Here is a 16,456-nt window from a genome sequence, read left to right on the forward strand (position 1 = left end):
CTGCGCAGCCCGCTCTCACTTCTTGTACTCGTAGTATTTGCGCGCGTCTCCGCGCACTAGCTCGGCCGGGTATTTCTCCCGGTTGAGCACCATCTTGTCCTGCACCGCGGCGAACAGGTCGACGTCGAGCTTGTCGGCCAGGCGCACCAGGTAGACCAGCACATCGGCCATCTCGTGCCGCACCTGCTGATGCCTGGCCTCGCCCAATTCGTCGAGACGTCCATGCTGCAGCCACTGGAAATGCTCCAGCAGCTCGGCCGCTTCGACGCTCAGGGCCGAGGCCAGGTTCTTCGGCGTATGGAACTGGTCCCAGTCGCGCTCGTCCACAAAGCTGCGGACGATATCGCGCAGCCGCGCGAGATCACTGTCCGCGCCGCTCGTCACGTACTTTTCCCCCGTCCAGGTAACCATTGAGCACGCGCTCGAGCTTCGGCGCGATCTCGTCCTGGCTGCTGACGGTAATGCCAAGGTCGCGCAACAGGCCATCGTGCACGCCGTAGACCCAGCTATGGATGGTCAAGGGCTGGCCGCGTTCCCAGGCATCGCGCACCACCGTCGTCTGCGCCACGTTGATCACCTGCTCCGCGACGTTCAGTTCCACCATGCGGTTGGTGGCGGCCCGGCCGACCACGTTGCCCAGGTACTTGCCATGCTTTTCGCGCACGTCGCGCACATGGCCCAGCCAGTTATCGGCGATGCCCACGCGCTGGTCGGTCAGCGCAGCATGCACGCCAGAGCAGCCGTAGTGGCCGCAGATGATGATGTGCTTGACCTTGAGCACGTCGACCGCGAACTGCAGCACGGACAGGCAGTTCAGGTCGGAATGCACGACCACGTTGGCAATATTCCGGTGCACGAACAGTTCGCCTGGCGCCATGCCCAGCAGCTCATTGGCCGGCACGCGGCTGTCGGAACAGCCGATCCACAGGTACTCGGGCGCCTGCTGCGCTGCCAGGTCCTTGAAGAAGTTCGGGTCTTCGACCACCATCGAGGCGGCCCATTTGCGGTTGCGTGCGAAAAGGTCTTCGGCGGTCACGCCTGTCTTGTTTTCCAATTTTTCTCCCTGTTTTGATGCATCCTGGATAAGCGATAGTGTACAAAAAAAACCGCTGCCGATTTGCACCGGACAGCGGTTCTTTTTTGCCAGGCGCTTACTCGAAGAAGTCCTTGACCTTGTCCATCCAGCCCTTGCTCTGAGGGCTGTGCTTGCCGCCACCCTCGTTGGTCGAGCGTTCGAACTCGCGCAGCAGGTCTTTCTGCTTGTCGGTCAGCTTGACCGGGGTTTCGACGTTGACGTGGCAGAACAGGTCGCCCACATAGCCGGAACGCACGCCCTTGATGCCCTTGCCCTTGAGGCGGAAGGTCTTGCCGGTCTGGGTGCCTTCGGGCACCGTGAACGACACCTTGCCGGTCAGGGTCGGCACTTCGATCTCGCCGCCCAGGGCCGCCTTGCTGAACGAGATCGGCATCTCGCAATGCAGGTCGTCGCCTTCGCGCTGGAACACGGCGTGCGGCTTGATGTGGATCTCGACATACAGGTCGCCCGCCGGTCCGCCATTGGTGCCCGGTTCGCCGTTGCCGGTCGAGCGGATACGCATGCCGTTGTCGATGCCGGCCGGGATCTTCACTTCCAGCGTCTTGTTGCGCTTGATGCGTCCGGCGCCGCCGCAGGCCGCGCACGGCTCCGGAATGATCTTGCCGTTGCCGTGGCATTTCGGGCAGGTCTGCTGGATGCTGAAGAAGCCCTGCTGCATGCGCACCTGGCCATGGCCGGCACAGGTGGTGCAGGTAACCGGCTGGGTACCCGGCTTGGCGCCGCTGCCGTGGCAGGTGTCGCACTTGTCCCAGCTCGGAACCCGGATCGTGGTCTCGTAGCCGTTGGCGGCCTGCTCCAGCGTGATCTCGAGGTTGTAGCGCAGGTCGGCGCCGCGGTAGACCTGGGGTCCGCCGCCGCCGCCGCGGCCACGGCCGCCGCCGAAGATGTCGCCGAAGATGTCGCCCAGGTCGCCGAAGCCGCCGGCGCCGAAACCGCCGCCGCCACCACCGCCGCCCATGTTCGGATCCACGCCGGCATGACCATAGCGGTCATACGCGTCGCGCTTTTCCGGATTGGTCAGCATCTCGTAGGCTTCTTTTACTTCCTTGAACTTCTCTTCCGCTTCCTTGTTGTCGGGATTGCGGTCGGGATGGTATTTCATCGCGAGCTTGCGATACGACTTCTTGATGTCGTCTTCCGACGCATTCTTCGCGACCCCGAGGATCTCGTAAAAATCACGCTTTGCCATAGGCGGCACCTTGCTTTGTTAGATACTGATGAAACGGTGTATATGCAAAAAAACCGAGCCGGGGAACCATGTGGTCGCAGCGGCTCGGCGGTTCGCTCGGAGCGGAGCTAGTCGATCGACTCGCCCCGGCCGCGCTTACTTCGCGTCTTTCACTTCCTTGAAGTCGGCGTCGACCACGTCGTCCTGCTGCGCCTGCTCGCCACCCTGGCCGCCCGGCTGGTCGCCGGCCGCGCCGGCACTACCGGCCTGCTGGGCCTGCATGTCGGCATACATCTTCTCGCCCAGCTTTTGCGAAGCGCTCGACAGGCTTGCGGTCTTGGCATCGATGTCCGACTTGTCGCCGCTCTTGATCGCGCCTTCCAGGTCCGTGATCGCAGCTTCGATCGCTTCCTTTTCGCCCGCTTCGAGCTTGTCGCCGTATTCGGCCAGCGACTTCTTGGTCGAGTGCACCAGCGCGTCGCCCTGGTTGCGCGACTCGGCCAATTCCTTGACCTTCTTGTCTTCTTCGGCGTTAAGCTCGGCGTCCTTCACCATCTTCTGGATCTCGTCTTCGGTCAGACCCGAATTGGCCTTGATGGTGATCTTGTTTTCTTTACCAGTGGCCTTGTCTTTGGCGCCGACGTGCAAAATGCCGTTGGCGTCGATGTCGAAGGTCACTTCAACCTGCGGCGTGCCGCGTGGTGCTGGCGGGATGCCCTCGAGGTTGAATTCGCCCAGGCCCTTGTTGCCCGATGCGATTTCACGCTCGCCCTGGAACACCTTGATGGTCACGGCCGGCTGGTTGTCGTCGGCGGTCGAGAACACCTGCGAGAACTTGGTCGGGATCGTGGTGTTCTTGTGAATCATCTTGGTCATCACGCCGCCCAGGGTTTCGATACCCAGCGACAGAGGCGTCACGTCCAGCAGCAGCAAGTCCTTGCGCTCGCCCGACAGTACCGAGCCCTGGATCGCGGCGCCGACAGCGACGGCTTCGTCCGGGTTCACGTCCTTGCGTGGATCCTTGCCGAAGAATTCCTTCACTTTTTCCTGCACCTTCGGCATGCGGGTCATGCCGCCGACCAGGATGATGTCGTCGATGTCCGAAACCTTGACGCCGGCATCCTTGATGGCGATGCGGCATGGCTCGATGGTCTTGGCGATCAGTTCCTCGACCAGCGATTCGAGCTTGGCGCGGGTCATCTTCAGGTTCAGGTGGACCGGCGCGCCGTTCGCCATGGCGATGTAGGGCTCGTTGATTTCGGTCTGCTGCGACGACGACAGTTCGATCTTGGCGCGCTCGGCCGAAGCCTTGATGCGCTGCAGGGCGATCGCGTCTTTCGACAGGTCCAGGCCATTGATCTTCTTGAACTCGTCGATGATGTAATCGATGATGCGCTGGTCGAAGTCTTCGCCGCCAAGGAAGGTGTCGCCATTGGTCGAGAGCACTTCGAACTGCTTCTCGCCGTCCACATCGGCGATCTCGATGATCGAGACGTCGAAGGTGCCGCCGCCGAGGTCATACACGGCGATCTTGCGGTCGCCCTTTTCGGTCTTGTCCAGGCCGAAAGCCAGCGCGGCCGCGGTCGGCTCGTTGATGATGCGCTTGACGTCCAGGCCCGCGATGCGGCCGGCGTCCTTGGTAGCCTGGCGCTGCGAGTCGTTGAAGTAGGCCGGCACGGTGATGACCGCTTCGGTGACTTCTTCGCCGAGGTAGTCTTCGGCGGTCTTCTTCATCTTGCGCAGGATTTCAGCCGACACCTGCTGGGCCGCGAGCTTCTTGTCGCGCACGCCGATCCAGGCGTCGCCATTGTCGGCCTTGACGATCGCATACGGCATCAGCGAGATGTCTTTCTGGACTTCTTTCTCGTCGTACTTGCGGCCGATCAGGCGCTTGACGGCAAACAGGGTGTTCTTTGGGTTAGTGACGGCCTGGCGTTTCGCCGGCGCACCGACAAGAATCTCGCCATCTTCCTGGTAAGCGATGATCGATGGCGTGGTACGCGCGCCTTCGGCGTTCTCGATGACCTTTGGCTGGCCGTTTTCCATGATCGCGACGCAGGAGTTGGTGGTCCCCAGGTCAATACCGATAATTCTGCCCATGATGTGTTCCTTTTATATAAGACGCTTAGTTTCGGATGGATTCAATATTGGGAAAAACTGCGTGCTTTCAAGGGGAGCGACGGCGATACTCAGCCGTCGCAGATATTCTTCCCGCGCCGCAGCGTCACTTCCACTTACTTCGGCGCGGCGGCCGTCACGATTGCCGGACGCAGCAGGCGGTCGGCAATCGTGTATCCTTTTTGCAGCACGGTGACCACGGTATTGGCCTCCTGCTCGGACGGCACCACGGCCACGGCCTGGTGCTTGTTCGGGTCGAGCTTGTCGCCGGCTTGCGGCATGACCTCGAGTACGCGGTTCTTTTCGAACGCGGCGCTAAGCTGCTTGAGAGTCATTTCCACGCCTTCGCGGATGGCTTCGACGGTCTGGGTCTCGACCTTCAGCGCCATTTCCAGGCTGTCGCGCACCGGCACCATGGCCTCGGCAAAACCTTCGATGGCGAACTTGTGGGCCTTGGTCACGTCTTCCTGGGCGCGGCGGCGAATGTTCTCGGCATCGGCCTTGGCGCGCATGAACGCATCATGCATCTCGGCCAGCTTGGCTTCGGTGGCACTGAGCTGCGCTTCCAGGTCCGACTCGCCGGCCGGCGCCACGCCAGCCTGGCCAGCGCCTGCCTGCGCGGCCTCGTTCGCTGCATCGGCAACGGCGGCATCGACCGGCGATTGCTGGGATACCTCTTGGTTTTCTTGGTCTTGCATAGAAAAAACTCCTAGAATCAAGGACTTGGCTTAATTGGAAACGTATCTTGCCTGGCACACAGGCCCGCAGATGGGGCGATCTTCACCGTTTTCAAGGGTTGTTCCCCATCCCCCGATGAAAATCTGGAAATTATTTGTTACAAGATTTACGGTTTCCCTGAATCAATTCATAACGAAATCTCGTAATCTTTTCGGCATGGATGCGGCAGCTTTGCCGCGCAACCTGGGAACAGATTTCATGAGACTACGAATGATTAGCAGCGCCGTCGTCCTGTACACCATCGCGGTGCTGGCATGGTTATGCCACGTGGGAATCGGCGCGACGCCCTGAACCCTCGCAGATGGGCGGCTCGCGGCGCGCGAACGCGCCGGAAGCAACTATTTTAACAGATCGGCAACACCAGCTTCCGCGCCGAGCTGGGCCGCATGCTGGGCCCCTACCTGGACATCGCGGCGCTGGGCCGCGCGCTGGGCCGGCGTCAGGATGGTCGGCCAGCCGATCAGGTGCTGTTCGGCGATCTCGGCCAGCCCGGTGATCCAGGCCGGCGAATCGTTCAGGCACGGTATGTAGTGAAATTCCTTGCCGCCCGCGGTTTCGAAGTCATGCTTGACTTCCATGGCGATCTCTTCGAGCGTTTCCAGGCAGTCGCTGGTGAAACCCGGGCAGATCACGTCGACGCGCTCGACGCCCTCGCGCGCCAGTTGCTGCACGGTCGGCGCGGTGTACGGCTGCAGCCATTCGGCCTTGCCAAAGCGCGACTGGAAGGTAACGACGTATTCGTCTGCCCCCATGCCCAGCGCGGCGGCAAGCAGGCGCGCGGTCTTCTGGCATTCGCAGAAGTACGGATCGCCCAGCATCAGCGTACGCTTCGGAATGCCGTGGAAGCTCATCACGAGCTTCTGGCCGCGGCCATGGGCTTCCCAATATGCTTCGACGCTCGCGCGCAGCGCGTCGATATAGCCTTCGTTATCGTGGTAATGCTTGACCAGGCGCAGTTCCGGAATATTCCGGGACTTGCCGAAATAGGCGTACACGGCGTCCCAGACCGAGGCGGTGGTGGTGCCGGAATACTGCGGATAGGCTGGCAGGATCACGATGCGCTCGCAATGCTCCTGCTTGAGACGCTCCAGCACCTCGGGCAGCGACGGCGAGCCATAGCGCATGGCCATCACCACCTTGACCGCTTCGTGGCCGCGCTCGTGCAGCATCTTGTCGAGCAAGACGGCCTGCTTTTCGGTATTTACTTTCAGTGGCGAGCCGTCACGGGTCCAGATGCTGCGGTATTTGGCGGCTGACTTGCCCGAGCGGAAGGGCAAGATGAACAGATGCAGGATGAACCACCAGACCATGGCCGGGATCTCCACCACGCGCTGGTCGGAAAGAAACTGTTTCAGGTAGCGGCGCACGGCCTTGCGGGTCGGTGCATCCGGCGTGCCAAGGTTGACCAGCACGATGGCGTTCGCGGACACGGTGCCGTGGGTGAAAGGCGGTTCTTTTCGAAATAACATGAGCGAGGGAGGTTGGAGGGACGCCGCTATTATAAAGTGGCGTCCCTACGCCGCATATGTGTACGGCGGACAACAGTGGGACAAACGATCGTTCAGGTAGTGGTGCTCAAGCGCACGTCGATGTTGTTGCGGGTGGCATTCGAATACGGGCAGACAATATGCGCCTTGTCGACCAGCTCCTTGAGCTGGTCCGGATCCATGCCAGGGCCATGGATGGTCAGGTCGACCTCGATACCAAAGCCGGTCGGGATCGGGCCGATGCCAACCTCGCCTTTGACGGTCAGCTCAGGCGGCAAGCTCACCTTCTGCTGGCCAGCGACAAACTTCAGGGCGCCCAGGAAGCAGGCCGAATAGCCGGCCGCAAACAGCTGCTCGGGATTGGTTCCCGGCCCGCCGCCGCCGCCAAGCTCCTTCGGCGTGCTCAGCTGAAGATCGAGCACCCCGTCGGAACTTTTCGAGATCCCTTCGCGGCCGCCCTGCGACGTTGCCTGGGCGCGGTACAGCACTTTATCGATGCTCATTCGAACTCCTTGTGGTGGTTGGACAAGCCTGGACTTTGCCACAGAATCGACAATCCGGTTGAGCCGCCAGGTGACAAAGGTCGGCCGCCCGCCGACGCTTTGCGGTAGCCATCACGAGGCCAGCAACTCCCTGGCGTGCTTGCGCGTCGTCTCGGTGATTTCGATTCCGCCCAGCATGCGCGCGACTTCTTCGACCCGCGATCGGTTGTCGAGCACATCGATGCGCGAGACGGTGCGGCCTTCGCCGCTCGTGCCCTTGGCGACCTGGAAGTGCTGGTTGGCCTGGCTGGCCACCTGCGGCAGGTGGGTCACGCATAGCACCTGGCGCTGCTGCCCCAGGCGCTTGAGCAGGCGTCCCACCACCTCGGCCACGCCGCCGCCAATGCCGGTATCGACTTCGTCGAAGATCAGGGTCGGGGTGGTGGTGGCGTGCGCGGTAATGACGGCGATCGCCAGCGAGATGCGCGCCAGTTCGCCGCCCGAGGCCACCTTGGCCAGCGGCCGCGGCGCCACGCCGGCATGGCCGGCCACCAGGAATTCGACCTGCTCGACGCCGTGCACGCCAGGCTCGCCGGCGTTGAGCGCAACGGCAAAGCTGCCGCCGGTCATGCTCAGTTCTTGCATCGCGCTGGTGACGCCCTTGCCCAGCTCCACGGCCGCTAGCGCGCGCCGTTTCGACAGGCGCGCGCTGGCTGCCAGGTAGGCCGTCCTGGCCTTGTCTTCCTGCTTGCGCAGGCCGTCGATGTCGCTGGCGTCGGCCAGCTGGCGCAGGCGCGCCCCCAGGGTGGCGTGTTCTTCGTGCAGCGCTTCGGGCGCGACGTGGTAGCGGCGCGCGGCGCCGTGCAGGGCTTCCATGCGGGCGTCGACCTGGCGCAGGCGGTCCGGGTCGAGTTCGACCTTGTCGATGTAGTTGTTCAGCGCGTACACGGCCTCTTGCAGCTGGATGCGCGCCGGTTCCATGCAGTCGAGCACCGGCTGCAGCCCGGTGTCGATATCGACCAGCTTGCCCAGCTTCTGGTTCAGCGACGAGAGCTGCGACAGGATCGGCTGGTCGGCTTCGGAGATCGCCTGCAGGGCCTCCTGCGCGCCCTCGAGCAGGCTGGCCGCGTGCGACAGGCGGCCATGCTCGTTGGTGATCTCGGTCCACTCGCCGGACTTTGGCGCCAGCTTGTCGAGCTCACCAACCTGCCACTCCAGGCGTTCGCGCTCGAGCAGCACGTTGCGCGCGTCGTTCTCGAACTCTTCGCGCTGGCGCACCAGTGCACGCCAGTTCTTGTAGGCGCTGCTCACCGCCTGCATGTCCTCGAGGGCGGCAGGGTCGCGCACCGCGATCTGGTTGTCGAGCAGGGCGCGCTGGGACTCGAGCTTGAGCAGCGACTGGTGCGCGTGCTGGCCGTGGATGTCGACCAGCAGGTCGCCCAGCTCGCGCAACTGCGCGGCGGTGGCGCTGATGCCGTTGATATAGGCCTTCGAGCGGCCGGCGTTGTCGATCACGCGGCGCACCAGCGCCCCGTCCTCGTCGCTGCCTAGCTCGCGCTGCGCCAGCCACTGGCTGGCCGCCGGCGTAAGCGCGAAATCGGCGCTGATGTCAGCCTTGGCTGCGCCTTCGCGCACCATGCTCGCGTCGCCGCGCCCGCCCAGCGCCAGTTGCAGCGCATCGATCAGGATCGACTTGCCGGCGCCGGTCTCGCCGGTAAACACCGAGAAGCCGTTCGCGAACTCCAGTTCGATGGCGTCGACAATGACGAAGTCACGGATGGTAAGTGTGCGCAGCATGAAAAATCGGGTCTCCTGTCGTGGCTTGTTGGTGCTTGGCGCGGCCCTGGGGCCTTACGCGAGCTTGACTTCGTTGGTCGGGTATTCGTTCCAGTGCAGCTTTTCGCGCAGCGTATGGTAATAGCTCCAGTCGCGCGGGTGCAGGAAGGTGATCGTGTGCGGCGAACGCGAAATAACGATATGGTCGCCCAGCTGCGCGCTGGTAAAGGTCTGCATGTCGAAATTGACGCTGATGTCGCGTCCGGCCACCAGTTCGACCACGATTTCGCTCGATTCGGGCACCACGATCGGACGGTTCGACAGCGCATGCGGCGCGATCGGCACCAGCACGATGCCTTGCACGCGCGGATGCAGCAGCGGACCACCTGCCGACAGCGCATAGGCGGTCGAGCCGGTGGGCGTGGAGACGATCAGGCCGTCCGCGCGCTGGTTGTACATGAATTCGCCATCGACGGTGAGCTTGAGCTCGACCATGCCGGCGCCGGCGCCGCGCGCCACCACCACGTCGTTGAACGCCACGGCGCAGAAGATCTGCTGGCCGTCGCGCACCACGCGCGCTTCGAGCAGCGTGCGCTCCTCGGCCTTGGCCTGGCCCTGCAAAATCTCGTCCAGGGCCGGCACCATGCGGTCGATCGGAATGTCGGTGATAAAACCAAGCCGGCCCGAGTTGATGCCGATGAGCGGAATATCGTACTGGGCAAGCTGGCGCGCGATGCCGAGCATGGTGCCGTCGCCGCCCATCACCACCGCGTAGCTGGCCTGTTCGCCAATCTCGGCCACGCTCATGGCTTCGATGCCATGGGTTCCCAGGTGCGCCGCGGTATCGGTTTCGTACACGACCCGGTAGCCGGAGGCGGCCAGGAATTCGGTCAGGCGCCCTACCGGCTCTTCGATGCCGGGGGTATTTTGCCGCACCACGAGCGCGATGATTTTTTGCGGTTGGGGCGTCACGGGCATGGGTCTCGGGCGGTTGGGGTCAGGACTGTGGAGATTAACCGATTCGCGGCTGCGATAGAAGGTGCGGCTACAAGGTTCGGCGACGAGGGCCCGGAATGACTGTATGAATAAACAGTATAGCGGGGATGGCGCGCAACCGGCAAGCCATCTGGCGCCGGTCAGCGCCTTGCGCCACCGACACCAGGGCCAGCCGTCCAAGCGCGCGACTTCATTGGCGGTGCGGGGTTAGGATTGCGTCAACTGCTATAGGAGATGTACATGGTTACCGAAACCAAAGACCGCTTCGTCAACACGAAGGCCCCGATGGAAAACGATGGCGTCAAGCGCCAGCCACACGAACGCGACGAAACCCCCGACGCGCAAGACCAGGCGCCGCGCGGCGTCATCAAGCAGGCCGCCGAAGATTTGGCGCAGGGCCTGCAGAACACCGATTGCTACGGCACCAACGGCCAGGGACTGGACCAGGCCGTCGATCCCAAGGCAGGCGCGACCGGGCAGGCCAATCCGCTGTCCGACAACCACCGCTCGATGCGCCGTCATGACGCCGACGACGCTCCCACCGACAAAAACAACCTGTAAGGAATCAATCAATGACAATCAAACGCAAAGGTAGTGCCGTCTGGAGCGGCGGCCTGAAAGACGGCAAGGGCGCAGTCTCGACCGACAGCGGCGTGCTCAACGAGGCGCAGTACGGCTTCAATACCCGCTTCGAAGACGGCCCCGGCACCAACCCCGAAGAACTGATCGGCGCCGCCCACGCGGGCTGCTTCACGATGGCGCTGTCCGGCCAGCTGGGCCAGGCCGGCCTTACGGCGCAAGAACTGCGCACCAGCGCTACGGTCTCGATGGAAAAAGTCGAAGGCGGCTTCTCGATCACCGCCGTGCACCTCGACCTGGTCGCGAAAATTCCGGGCGCCAGCCAGGAAGCCTTCGACAAGGCTGCCAACACCGCCAAAGACAATTGCCCGGTCTCGAAGCTGCTCAACGCCACGATCACGCTCAGTTCAACACTCGAAAACTAAGAACCTATCCCAGTAGGGAGGAGGAAGTTGATGGCGATGCATGGCAGGCGCGGGCAAGGCGCGAGGAGGCCGCATGGCGAGCCATGCAACGACGAGCAACGCAGCACCCGCCTGTCAGGCGCGCCAGCAACGACTCATAACCTACTGGGATAGGTTCTAAGCCGCTCGATGTGAGCCGGTTTGCAAAGTGGGCGGCTGGGCCAGCAAGGCGCAGCCGTTCCCTGCAAGTTCCCCCTTCACCGCATAAAATGGCTGCTTTCCCGCATTTCTAGAAAGTCACCCCATGCGCATCCTGCACACCATGCTTCGCGTCGGCAACCTGCAGCGCTCCATCGATTTCTATACCAAGGTGCTCGGCATGACATTGCTGCGTACCAGCGACAATCCCGAATACAAATATACCCTGGCCTTCCTCGGCTACGGCAGCAATCCGGACCATGCCGAGCTCGAACTGACCTATAACCATGGCGTCGACAGCTACGACATGGGCACGGCATATGGCCACATCGCCATCTCGGCCGACGATATTTATGCCACCTGCGACGGCGTACGCGCAGCAGGAGGCAACATCACGCGCGAGCCGGGCCCGGTCAAGGGCGGCAGCACCGTGATCGCCTTTATCACCGATCCCGACGGCTACAAGGTCGAGCTGATCGAGCGCAAGGATCGTGCTGCCGGCAGCGGCCTGGCCGGCTAAGAACCTATCTCAGTAGGGAGGAGGAAGTTGATGGCGATGCATGGCAGGCGCGGGCAAGGCACGAGGAGGCCGCATGGCGAGCCATGCAACGACGAGCAACGCAGCACCCGCCTGTCAGGCGCGCCAGCAACGACTCATAACCTACTGCGATAGGTTCTAAGGGCAGCACCAGTACCGGCTGCGCTTTACGCCATCGGATCGATCGCGAAGGCTGGCATCCGCGCATTGTCCTTGGCGCAAGCCAGGAACTTGTCGGCGGTGGACAGCGCCTCGTTGATGGTCACGTCCATGTCGAGGTAACGGTAGGTACCGAGGCGGCCCACGAAGGTGACGTTCGGTTCTTCTTTGGCCACCTTCACGTAGCGCTCGAGCTGCTCCTTGTCGCGCGCCTGGCGGATGGGATAGTACGGAATGTCTTTCTCTTCGCATTGGCGGCTGAACTCCTTGTACAGCAGCGTCTTCTCGTGCTGCTCCCATGGCGAGAAGTGCTTGTGCTCGGTAATGCGGGTATAGGGCTGCGCATTGTCGCAATAGTTGATGACCGCATTACCCTGATAGTCGCCGGTATCGCGGAAGACTTCGAAATCGAGCGTGCGGTACGGCAGGCGCCCTTCGGCATGGTTGAACCAGGCGTCGATCGGGCCGCTGTAGAACACATGGGCGTAGTCGCCCTTGGCGGCCGGATCGAAGCGGGTGTTCAGGTGCACGGTGATGCCCGGCACGTCGAGAATCTTCTCGACCAGCGAGGTGTAGCCGTCTTCCGGCATGCCCTGGTACTTGTGATTGAAATAATTGTCGTCGTAGTTGAAGCGCACCGGCAGGCGCTTGAGGATACTGGCCGGCAGTTCGGACGGCTGCATGCCCCACTGCTTGACGGTATAGGTCTTGAAGAAAGCTTCGTACAGCTCGCGCCCGACGAAACGCAGGGCCTGGTCTTCGAAGGTGACCGGGTTTTCGATGGTCTTGTCGCCGAGCGAAGCCAGGAATTGCTGCGCTTCGGCCGGGCGGAAGGTCTTGCCGAAGAACTGGTTGATGGTCAGCAGGTTGATCGGCAGCGTGTAGACGCTGTCGTTGGTGATCGCCTTGACCCGGTTCACGTACGGCATGAAGCGGCTGTAGCGGTTCACGTATTCCCAGACGCGCTCGATGTCGGTGTGGAAGATGTGCGGACCGTAAATGTGCACCATGACGCCGGTCTCGGCGTCGCGTTCGGAGTGGCAGTTACCGGCGATATGGGGACGCGATTCAAAGATCTCGACCTTGTAGCCGGCCTGCGCCAGCTCGCGGGCAATGACAGCGCCAGAAAAACCGGCACCGACGATCGCGATATTCTTTTGCATGTTGTGATTCCTATGGGAGATGGATTTCTGACTCCGGGCACATGCATGAGACGGGCTCTGCCGGCCTGCGATTCGCGGAGTGCTTAACGTTGTCAGTTTATCAGCTTTGCAAAAAAAACCCTGGTCGCGATACTTGTCGTGCGTCAACTTTTCATTCTTAAATCAAGCACTTATGCGAGCGCCATAAGAAAAGCCCGAACCATCTCCAGTCCGGGCTTGTCACTTTCGTGGCCCTGGGTCGGGCCTGCCGCGATGTTACTGGACGAGCAGCTGATTTACCGCCGCCAGGTCGGCCTCGCGCAGCGAGCCCGCGGCCGCCTTCAGGCGCAGACCGTTGACGATGGTGTCGTAGCGCGCACGCGACAGGTCGGTGCGGGTCGAGTACAGCTGGCGCTGCGCGTTGAGCACGTCGATGTTGATGCGCACGCCGACCTGGTAACCGAGCTTGTTCGATTCGAGGGCCGACTGGCTCGACACTTCCGCCGCTTCCAGCGCCTTGACCTGGGCCATGCCGCTGTTTACGCCAAGATACGCCTGGCGCGCCTGCAACGCCGCCTGGCGGCGGGTGAACTCGAGGTCGCTGCGGGCCTTGTCTTCGAGCGCGATCGATTCGCGCACGCGGCTGGTCACGCCAAAACCACTGAAGATCGGCACCGCGAATTGCACGCCGATGCCGTTGTTCTTCTGGACGCCCGAGCCGGTGATCTGGCCACCGACATCGCGGCGGGTCGAACTTGCCACCAGGTCGAGGGTCGGATAGTGGCCGGCGCGGTTGCGCGCAATCTCGCGCTTGGCCAGTTCTACCTGGAGCTGCGACACGGTCACGCCATAGTTCTGGATCTCGGCCGAAGTCACCCACGGCTCCGGCGAAGCCGGCGATGGCGCGTTCAAGGTGATGCCGGTCTTGAGCGGTGCCAGCGTGCCCGGCGTGGTGCCGATGATCGCCTGCAAGGCATTGGTTTTGTTGTCCAGGTCGTTCACCGCCGCAAATTCCTGCGCGAGGACCAGGTCATTGGCGGCCTGTGCTTCGTGGGTGTCGGTAATGGTCTGGGTGCCGACCTCGAAATTACGCTTGGCCGAAGCCAGCTGCTCGGTCACGGCGCTTTTCTGGGCGCGTATCGATTCGAGCTTGTCCTGGGCTGCCAGCACGTCGAAATAGGCCTGCGCCACGCGGGTGATCAGGTCTTGCTGGGCCTGGGCAAATTGGGCTTCCGAGATGGCCTGCTGCAGCTTGCTCTGCTGATAGGTCTGCCAGGCGGCCCAGCGGAACAGCGGCTGGGTCAGCGCCAGCGTGTATTCGGTGGTACGCACATTGGCGCCACCGCCGGCGACCATGCTTTGCTCGCCGGTCACCGGATTGGTGATCAGCTGGCCTTCGTTCCATGGCGAGCTGTCGCCATCGTTCCTGACGCTACTGCCGGTGAGCCCTACCTGCGGAAGCAGACCCGACCGCCCCTGCACGATCCGTTCTTGACCGGCGGCAGCCAGGGCGCGCGCGCTCGCATACGTCGCGTCATTGGCCAATGCCTGCTGGTACACCTGAAGCAGGTCGGCCGCGCTGGCGTTCAGCGAATAGAAGGCGCTGGCGACCAGCACGGCAATAAAGCGTTTCTGCATTGCAATCTCCACAGGAGTCATCAAAAGTAAGGAACGGGTCAGTACTTCGGCATCGAAGGATCGACCTGCAGGGCCCAGGCGTGTACGCCGCCTGTCAGATTCGTTACGTTGCCAAACCCGTTACGTTCCAGGAAGGCCGCCACCTGCATGCTGCGCGCGCCATGGTGGCAAATGCAGACGATCTCGCGGTCATCGTCGAGTTCGCCCACGCGGATCGGGATCAGGTGCATCGGGATCTGGATCGAGCCTGCGATATGGCAGGTAGCAAATTCCCAGTTCTCGCGCACGTCGAGCAACAACGGCGGTTCGGCAGCCCCGGCGTCAGCCTGGGCCAGCCGCGCTGCCAGTTCGGGGGCGGTCACATGCTGCATGCTGTCCTCAGAACTGGAAGCGCGAGGGCGTTTGCGCGCCGCTTAGCGTCTTGACATTGGTCTCGAACAGCTTGACCGTGTCGTATGCCGTTTCCGACACCCGGGTGACGATGTTAAAGCTCATCGCCGGCGCATCGCCCAGGATCACCGCCAGGCGGCCGCCCACTTTCACTTGCTTGAGCAAGCTCTCCGGCAGCATCGGCAAGCCGCCCGAGACCACGATGACGTCGTAAGGCGCGCCCTGGTCCCAACCCTGGGCGCCATCGCCGAGCTCAACCGTCACATTGGTCACGCCGGCGCGGGCCAGGTTATGCTCGGCCAGCGCCTTGGTCTCGGGCAAAATCTCGACGGTCGTCACATGGCGCGCCTTGTGTGCCAGCAGTGCCGCCATATAGCCCGAGCCGGCGCCGATCTCGAGCACGTTCTCGTGCTTCTTGACCGCGACCTCTTGCACAATGCGTGCTTCGACCTTCGGAGTGAACATCGCTTCGCCACCCGGCAGCGGAATTTCAACGTCGGCAAAAGCCAGGTTCTGGTAAGCGACCGGCACGAAACCTTCGCGCTTAACGATGTGCAACAGGTCGAGCACATCCTGGTCAAGCACGTTCCACGGGCGGATCTGCTGTTCGATCATGTTGAAGCGGGCTTGTTCGATATTCATCTGAGTTCTCGGTGGAAAAATAATTAATCCGATATTTTATCGTTGAACGGCCTCGGGACGTACATCTTAGCGATGGGCCCCCGAAGACAGCGGAAATTGCGACAGTCTGCAGTTTGGATGGGTTGAACGCCAGAAAAGTGGCACCCTGACGCAAATGGCAACTTATTCGACGTTCGGAAGCAGCCCGTGCAGGGCCAGGTCGAGGAAAGCGTCGATGAATGCCAGCGGCTGCAGCTCATGGGCGTCGCAGGGCGCGACTGCCGAATACTTCCAGGTGTTGAGCATCAACATCGGCGCGATCAAGACTTGCGTCAGTTGGGGGATATTGACATTTCGAAACTCGCCACGGCTGACGCCGCGCTCGAGCATGCTCGAAATCATGCGGGTGCCACGCATGGTCACCTCTTCCTGGTAAAACCTGGCCAGCTCGGGAAAATTGCCCGCCTCAGCCATCATCAGTTTGCTGATACCGGCAGCCTTGCACTGGCCGATGCGACTCCACCAGCTCAGCATGACGGTGCGCAGCAGGTCGGCGCTATGGCCGTCGAACTCGGCCACGGAGTGCTCGGCCTCGCCGATGAACGGCACGATGCTTTCGCGCACGACCGCCTTGAACAGCTCTTCCTTGCTGGTGTAGTACAGGTAGAGCGTGCCCTTGGTCACGCCGGCACGACGGGCAACGTCTTCCAGCCGGGTAGCGGCAAAGCCGCGCTCGACGAACAGATCGATGGCAGCCGCAAGGAGCTCCTGGGGGCGGGCATCCTTGCGGCGCTCCCAGCGCGGCTTGCTATCGAACGAGCATTCCATATTGCTGCCTAGAAACCAACTATCGAGGCCTTGAATATAGTCGCGGCATATCAAGCAGTCAAGTGACCCGCGAATAATAAAACTCTGAAGAAAAACAA

General features: G+C 62.2%; 18 protein-coding genes. 4 read left to right on the forward strand and 14 right to left on the reverse strand.

The features are described from left to right. Positions 1–15: 15 nt before the first annotated feature. The 5 genes from NRS07_RS18100 to grpE all read right to left on the reverse strand — a co-directional run bounded on the left by NRS07_RS18100 (position 16) and on the right by grpE (position 5,080). Positions 16–384 (reverse strand): nucleotide pyrophosphohydrolase, encoded by a 369-nt coding sequence (locus NRS07_RS18100; protein WP_259209465.1) that lies wholly within the window; start codon positions 382–384, stop codon positions 16–18. Beyond that, positions 362–1,054 (reverse strand): carbonate dehydratase, encoded by a 693-nt coding sequence (gene can / locus NRS07_RS18105; protein ID WP_259209467.1) that lies wholly within the window; start codon positions 1,052–1,054, stop codon positions 362–364. Before can ends, NRS07_RS18100 begins: the two co-directional genes overlap by 23 nt. Positions 1,055–1,151: 97 nt before the next feature. Beyond that, on the reverse strand, positions 1,152–2,285 hold the full coding sequence (dnaJ, locus tag NRS07_RS18110; RefSeq protein ID WP_259209468.1) for a molecular chaperone DnaJ: 1,134 nt from the start codon (positions 2,283–2,285) through the stop codon (positions 1,152–1,154). Positions 2,286–2,420: 135 nt separating this feature from the next. Further along, on the reverse strand, positions 2,421–4,364 hold the full coding sequence (gene dnaK, locus NRS07_RS18115; protein ID WP_259209470.1) for a molecular chaperone DnaK: 1,944 nt from the start codon (positions 4,362–4,364) through the stop codon (positions 2,421–2,423). 134 nt (positions 4,365–4,498) lie between these two features. Then, on the reverse strand, positions 4,499–5,080 hold the full coding sequence (gene grpE, locus NRS07_RS18120) for a nucleotide exchange factor GrpE (protein ID WP_259209472.1): 582 nt from the start codon (positions 5,078–5,080) through the stop codon (positions 4,499–4,501). 115 nt (positions 5,081–5,195) lie between these two features. Here grpE and NRS07_RS18125 point away from each other — a divergent pair, with 115 nt between their 5' ends. After that, on the forward strand, positions 5,196–5,411 hold the full coding sequence (locus NRS07_RS18125; RefSeq protein WP_259209473.1) for a hypothetical protein: 216 nt from the start codon (positions 5,196–5,198) through the stop codon (positions 5,409–5,411). 47 nt (positions 5,412–5,458) lie between these two features. Here the strand turns inward: NRS07_RS18125 and hemH are convergent, their stop codons facing one another. The 4 genes from hemH to NRS07_RS18145 all read right to left on the reverse strand — a co-directional run bounded on the left by hemH (position 5,459) and on the right by NRS07_RS18145 (position 9,843). Continuing rightward, positions 5,459–6,589, reverse strand: coding sequence for a ferrochelatase (gene hemH, locus NRS07_RS18130; protein WP_259209475.1), 1,131 nt, complete (start codon positions 6,587–6,589; stop codon positions 5,459–5,461). Between the two features lie 92 nt (positions 6,590–6,681). Beyond that, positions 6,682–7,110: an organic hydroperoxide resistance protein gene (locus NRS07_RS18135; protein ID WP_259209478.1), complete on the reverse strand. Its 429-nt coding sequence runs from the start codon at positions 7,108–7,110 to the stop codon at positions 6,682–6,684. A gap of 111 nt (positions 7,111–7,221) precedes the next feature. Continuing rightward, complete coding sequence (gene recN, locus NRS07_RS18140; protein WP_259209479.1) at positions 7,222–8,886, reverse strand: DNA repair protein RecN; 1,665 nt, start codon at positions 8,884–8,886, stop codon at positions 7,222–7,224. 54 nt (positions 8,887–8,940) lie between these two features. Further along, positions 8,941–9,843: an NAD kinase gene (locus NRS07_RS18145; protein ID WP_259209482.1), complete on the reverse strand. Its 903-nt coding sequence runs from the start codon at positions 9,841–9,843 to the stop codon at positions 8,941–8,943. Between the two features lie 258 nt (positions 9,844–10,101). Here NRS07_RS18145 and NRS07_RS18150 point away from each other — a divergent pair, with 258 nt between their 5' ends. The 3 genes from NRS07_RS18150 to gloA all read left to right on the forward strand — a co-directional run bounded on the left by NRS07_RS18150 (position 10,102) and on the right by gloA (position 11,562). Then, on the forward strand, positions 10,102–10,422 hold the full coding sequence (locus tag NRS07_RS18150; RefSeq protein ID WP_259209484.1) for a hypothetical protein: 321 nt from the start codon (positions 10,102–10,104) through the stop codon (positions 10,420–10,422). Between the two features lie 11 nt (positions 10,423–10,433). Then, positions 10,434–10,865 (forward strand): OsmC family protein, encoded by a 432-nt coding sequence (locus NRS07_RS18155; RefSeq protein WP_259209485.1) that lies wholly within the window; start codon positions 10,434–10,436, stop codon positions 10,863–10,865. A gap of 283 nt (positions 10,866–11,148) precedes the next feature. Beyond that, complete coding sequence (gene gloA / locus NRS07_RS18160) at positions 11,149–11,562, forward strand: lactoylglutathione lyase (RefSeq protein WP_259209487.1); 414 nt, start codon at positions 11,149–11,151, stop codon at positions 11,560–11,562. 185 nt (positions 11,563–11,747) lie between these two features. Here the strand turns inward: gloA and glf are convergent, their stop codons facing one another. From glf to NRS07_RS18185, 5 genes are all read right to left on the reverse strand, one after another. After that, complete coding sequence (gene glf, locus NRS07_RS18165; RefSeq protein ID WP_259209488.1) at positions 11,748–12,902, reverse strand: UDP-galactopyranose mutase; 1,155 nt, start codon at positions 12,900–12,902, stop codon at positions 11,748–11,750. Between the two features lie 255 nt (positions 12,903–13,157). Beyond that, complete coding sequence (locus NRS07_RS18170) at positions 13,158–14,519, reverse strand: TolC family outer membrane protein (RefSeq protein WP_259209489.1); 1,362 nt, start codon at positions 14,517–14,519, stop codon at positions 13,158–13,160. A gap of 38 nt (positions 14,520–14,557) precedes the next feature. Next, complete coding sequence (locus NRS07_RS18175) at positions 14,558–14,890, reverse strand: rhodanese-like domain-containing protein (RefSeq protein ID WP_259209490.1); 333 nt, start codon at positions 14,888–14,890, stop codon at positions 14,558–14,560. A gap of 7 nt (positions 14,891–14,897) precedes the next feature. Then, the gene (locus tag NRS07_RS18180; protein WP_259209492.1) at positions 14,898–15,551 is read right to left on the reverse strand and encodes a protein-L-isoaspartate O-methyltransferase; all 654 of its coding nucleotides are present in this window, start codon (positions 15,549–15,551) and stop codon (positions 14,898–14,900) included. A 162-nt stretch (positions 15,552–15,713) separates the two neighbouring features. Continuing rightward, on the reverse strand, positions 15,714–16,358 hold the full coding sequence (locus NRS07_RS18185; RefSeq protein WP_259209493.1) for a TetR/AcrR family transcriptional regulator: 645 nt from the start codon (positions 16,356–16,358) through the stop codon (positions 15,714–15,716). Between the last annotated feature and the right edge of the window lie 98 nt (positions 16,359–16,456).

The organism is Massilia sp. H6 (assembly GCF_024802625.1).
In the GTDB taxonomy this organism is placed as follows: Bacteria; Pseudomonadota; Gammaproteobacteria; order Burkholderiales; family Burkholderiaceae_D; genus Telluria.

Bases quoted from the DNA above. Each gene is read 5' to 3' on its own strand.
- dnaJ (WP_259209468.1), bottom strand. From the start codon at position 2,285: ATGGCAAAGCGTGATTTTTACGAGATCCTCGGGGTCGCGAAGAATGCG.
- dnaK (WP_259209470.1), bottom strand. From the start codon at position 4,364: ATGGGCAGAATTATCGGTATTGACCTGGGGACCACCAACTCCTGCGTC.
- grpE (WP_259209472.1), bottom strand. From the start codon at position 5,080: ATGCAAGACCAAGAAAACCAAGAGGTATCCCAGCAATCGCCGGTCGAT.
- NRS07_RS18125 (WP_259209473.1), top strand. From the start codon at position 5,196: ATGAAAATCTGGAAATTATTTGTTACAAGATTTACGGTTTCCCTGAAT.
- hemH (WP_259209475.1), bottom strand. From the start codon at position 6,589: ATGTTATTTCGAAAAGAACCGCCTTTCACCCACGGCACCGTGTCCGCG.
- NRS07_RS18135 (WP_259209478.1), bottom strand. From the start codon at position 7,110: ATGAGCATCGATAAAGTGCTGTACCGCGCCCAGGCAACGTCGCAGGGC.
- recN (WP_259209479.1), bottom strand. From the start codon at position 8,886: ATGCTGCGCACACTTACCATCCGTGACTTCGTCATTGTCGACGCCATC.
- NRS07_RS18145 (WP_259209482.1), bottom strand. From the start codon at position 9,843: ATGCCCGTGACGCCCCAACCGCAAAAAATCATCGCGCTCGTGGTGCGG.
- NRS07_RS18150 (WP_259209484.1), top strand. From the start codon at position 10,102: ATGGTTACCGAAACCAAAGACCGCTTCGTCAACACGAAGGCCCCGATG.
- NRS07_RS18155 (WP_259209485.1), top strand. From the start codon at position 10,434: ATGACAATCAAACGCAAAGGTAGTGCCGTCTGGAGCGGCGGCCTGAAA.
- gloA (WP_259209487.1), top strand. From the start codon at position 11,149: ATGCGCATCCTGCACACCATGCTTCGCGTCGGCAACCTGCAGCGCTCC.
- glf (WP_259209488.1), bottom strand. From the start codon at position 12,902: ATGCAAAAGAATATCGCGATCGTCGGTGCCGGTTTTTCTGGCGCTGTC.
- NRS07_RS18170 (WP_259209489.1), bottom strand. From the start codon at position 14,519: ATGCAGAAACGCTTTATTGCCGTGCTGGTCGCCAGCGCCTTCTATTCG.
- NRS07_RS18175 (WP_259209490.1), bottom strand. From the start codon at position 14,890: ATGCAGCATGTGACCGCCCCCGAACTGGCAGCGCGGCTGGCCCAGGCT.
- NRS07_RS18180 (WP_259209492.1), bottom strand. From the start codon at position 15,551: ATGAATATCGAACAAGCCCGCTTCAACATGATCGAACAGCAGATCCGC.
- NRS07_RS18185 (WP_259209493.1), bottom strand. From the start codon at position 16,358: ATGGAATGCTCGTTCGATAGCAAGCCGCGCTGGGAGCGCCGCAAGGAT.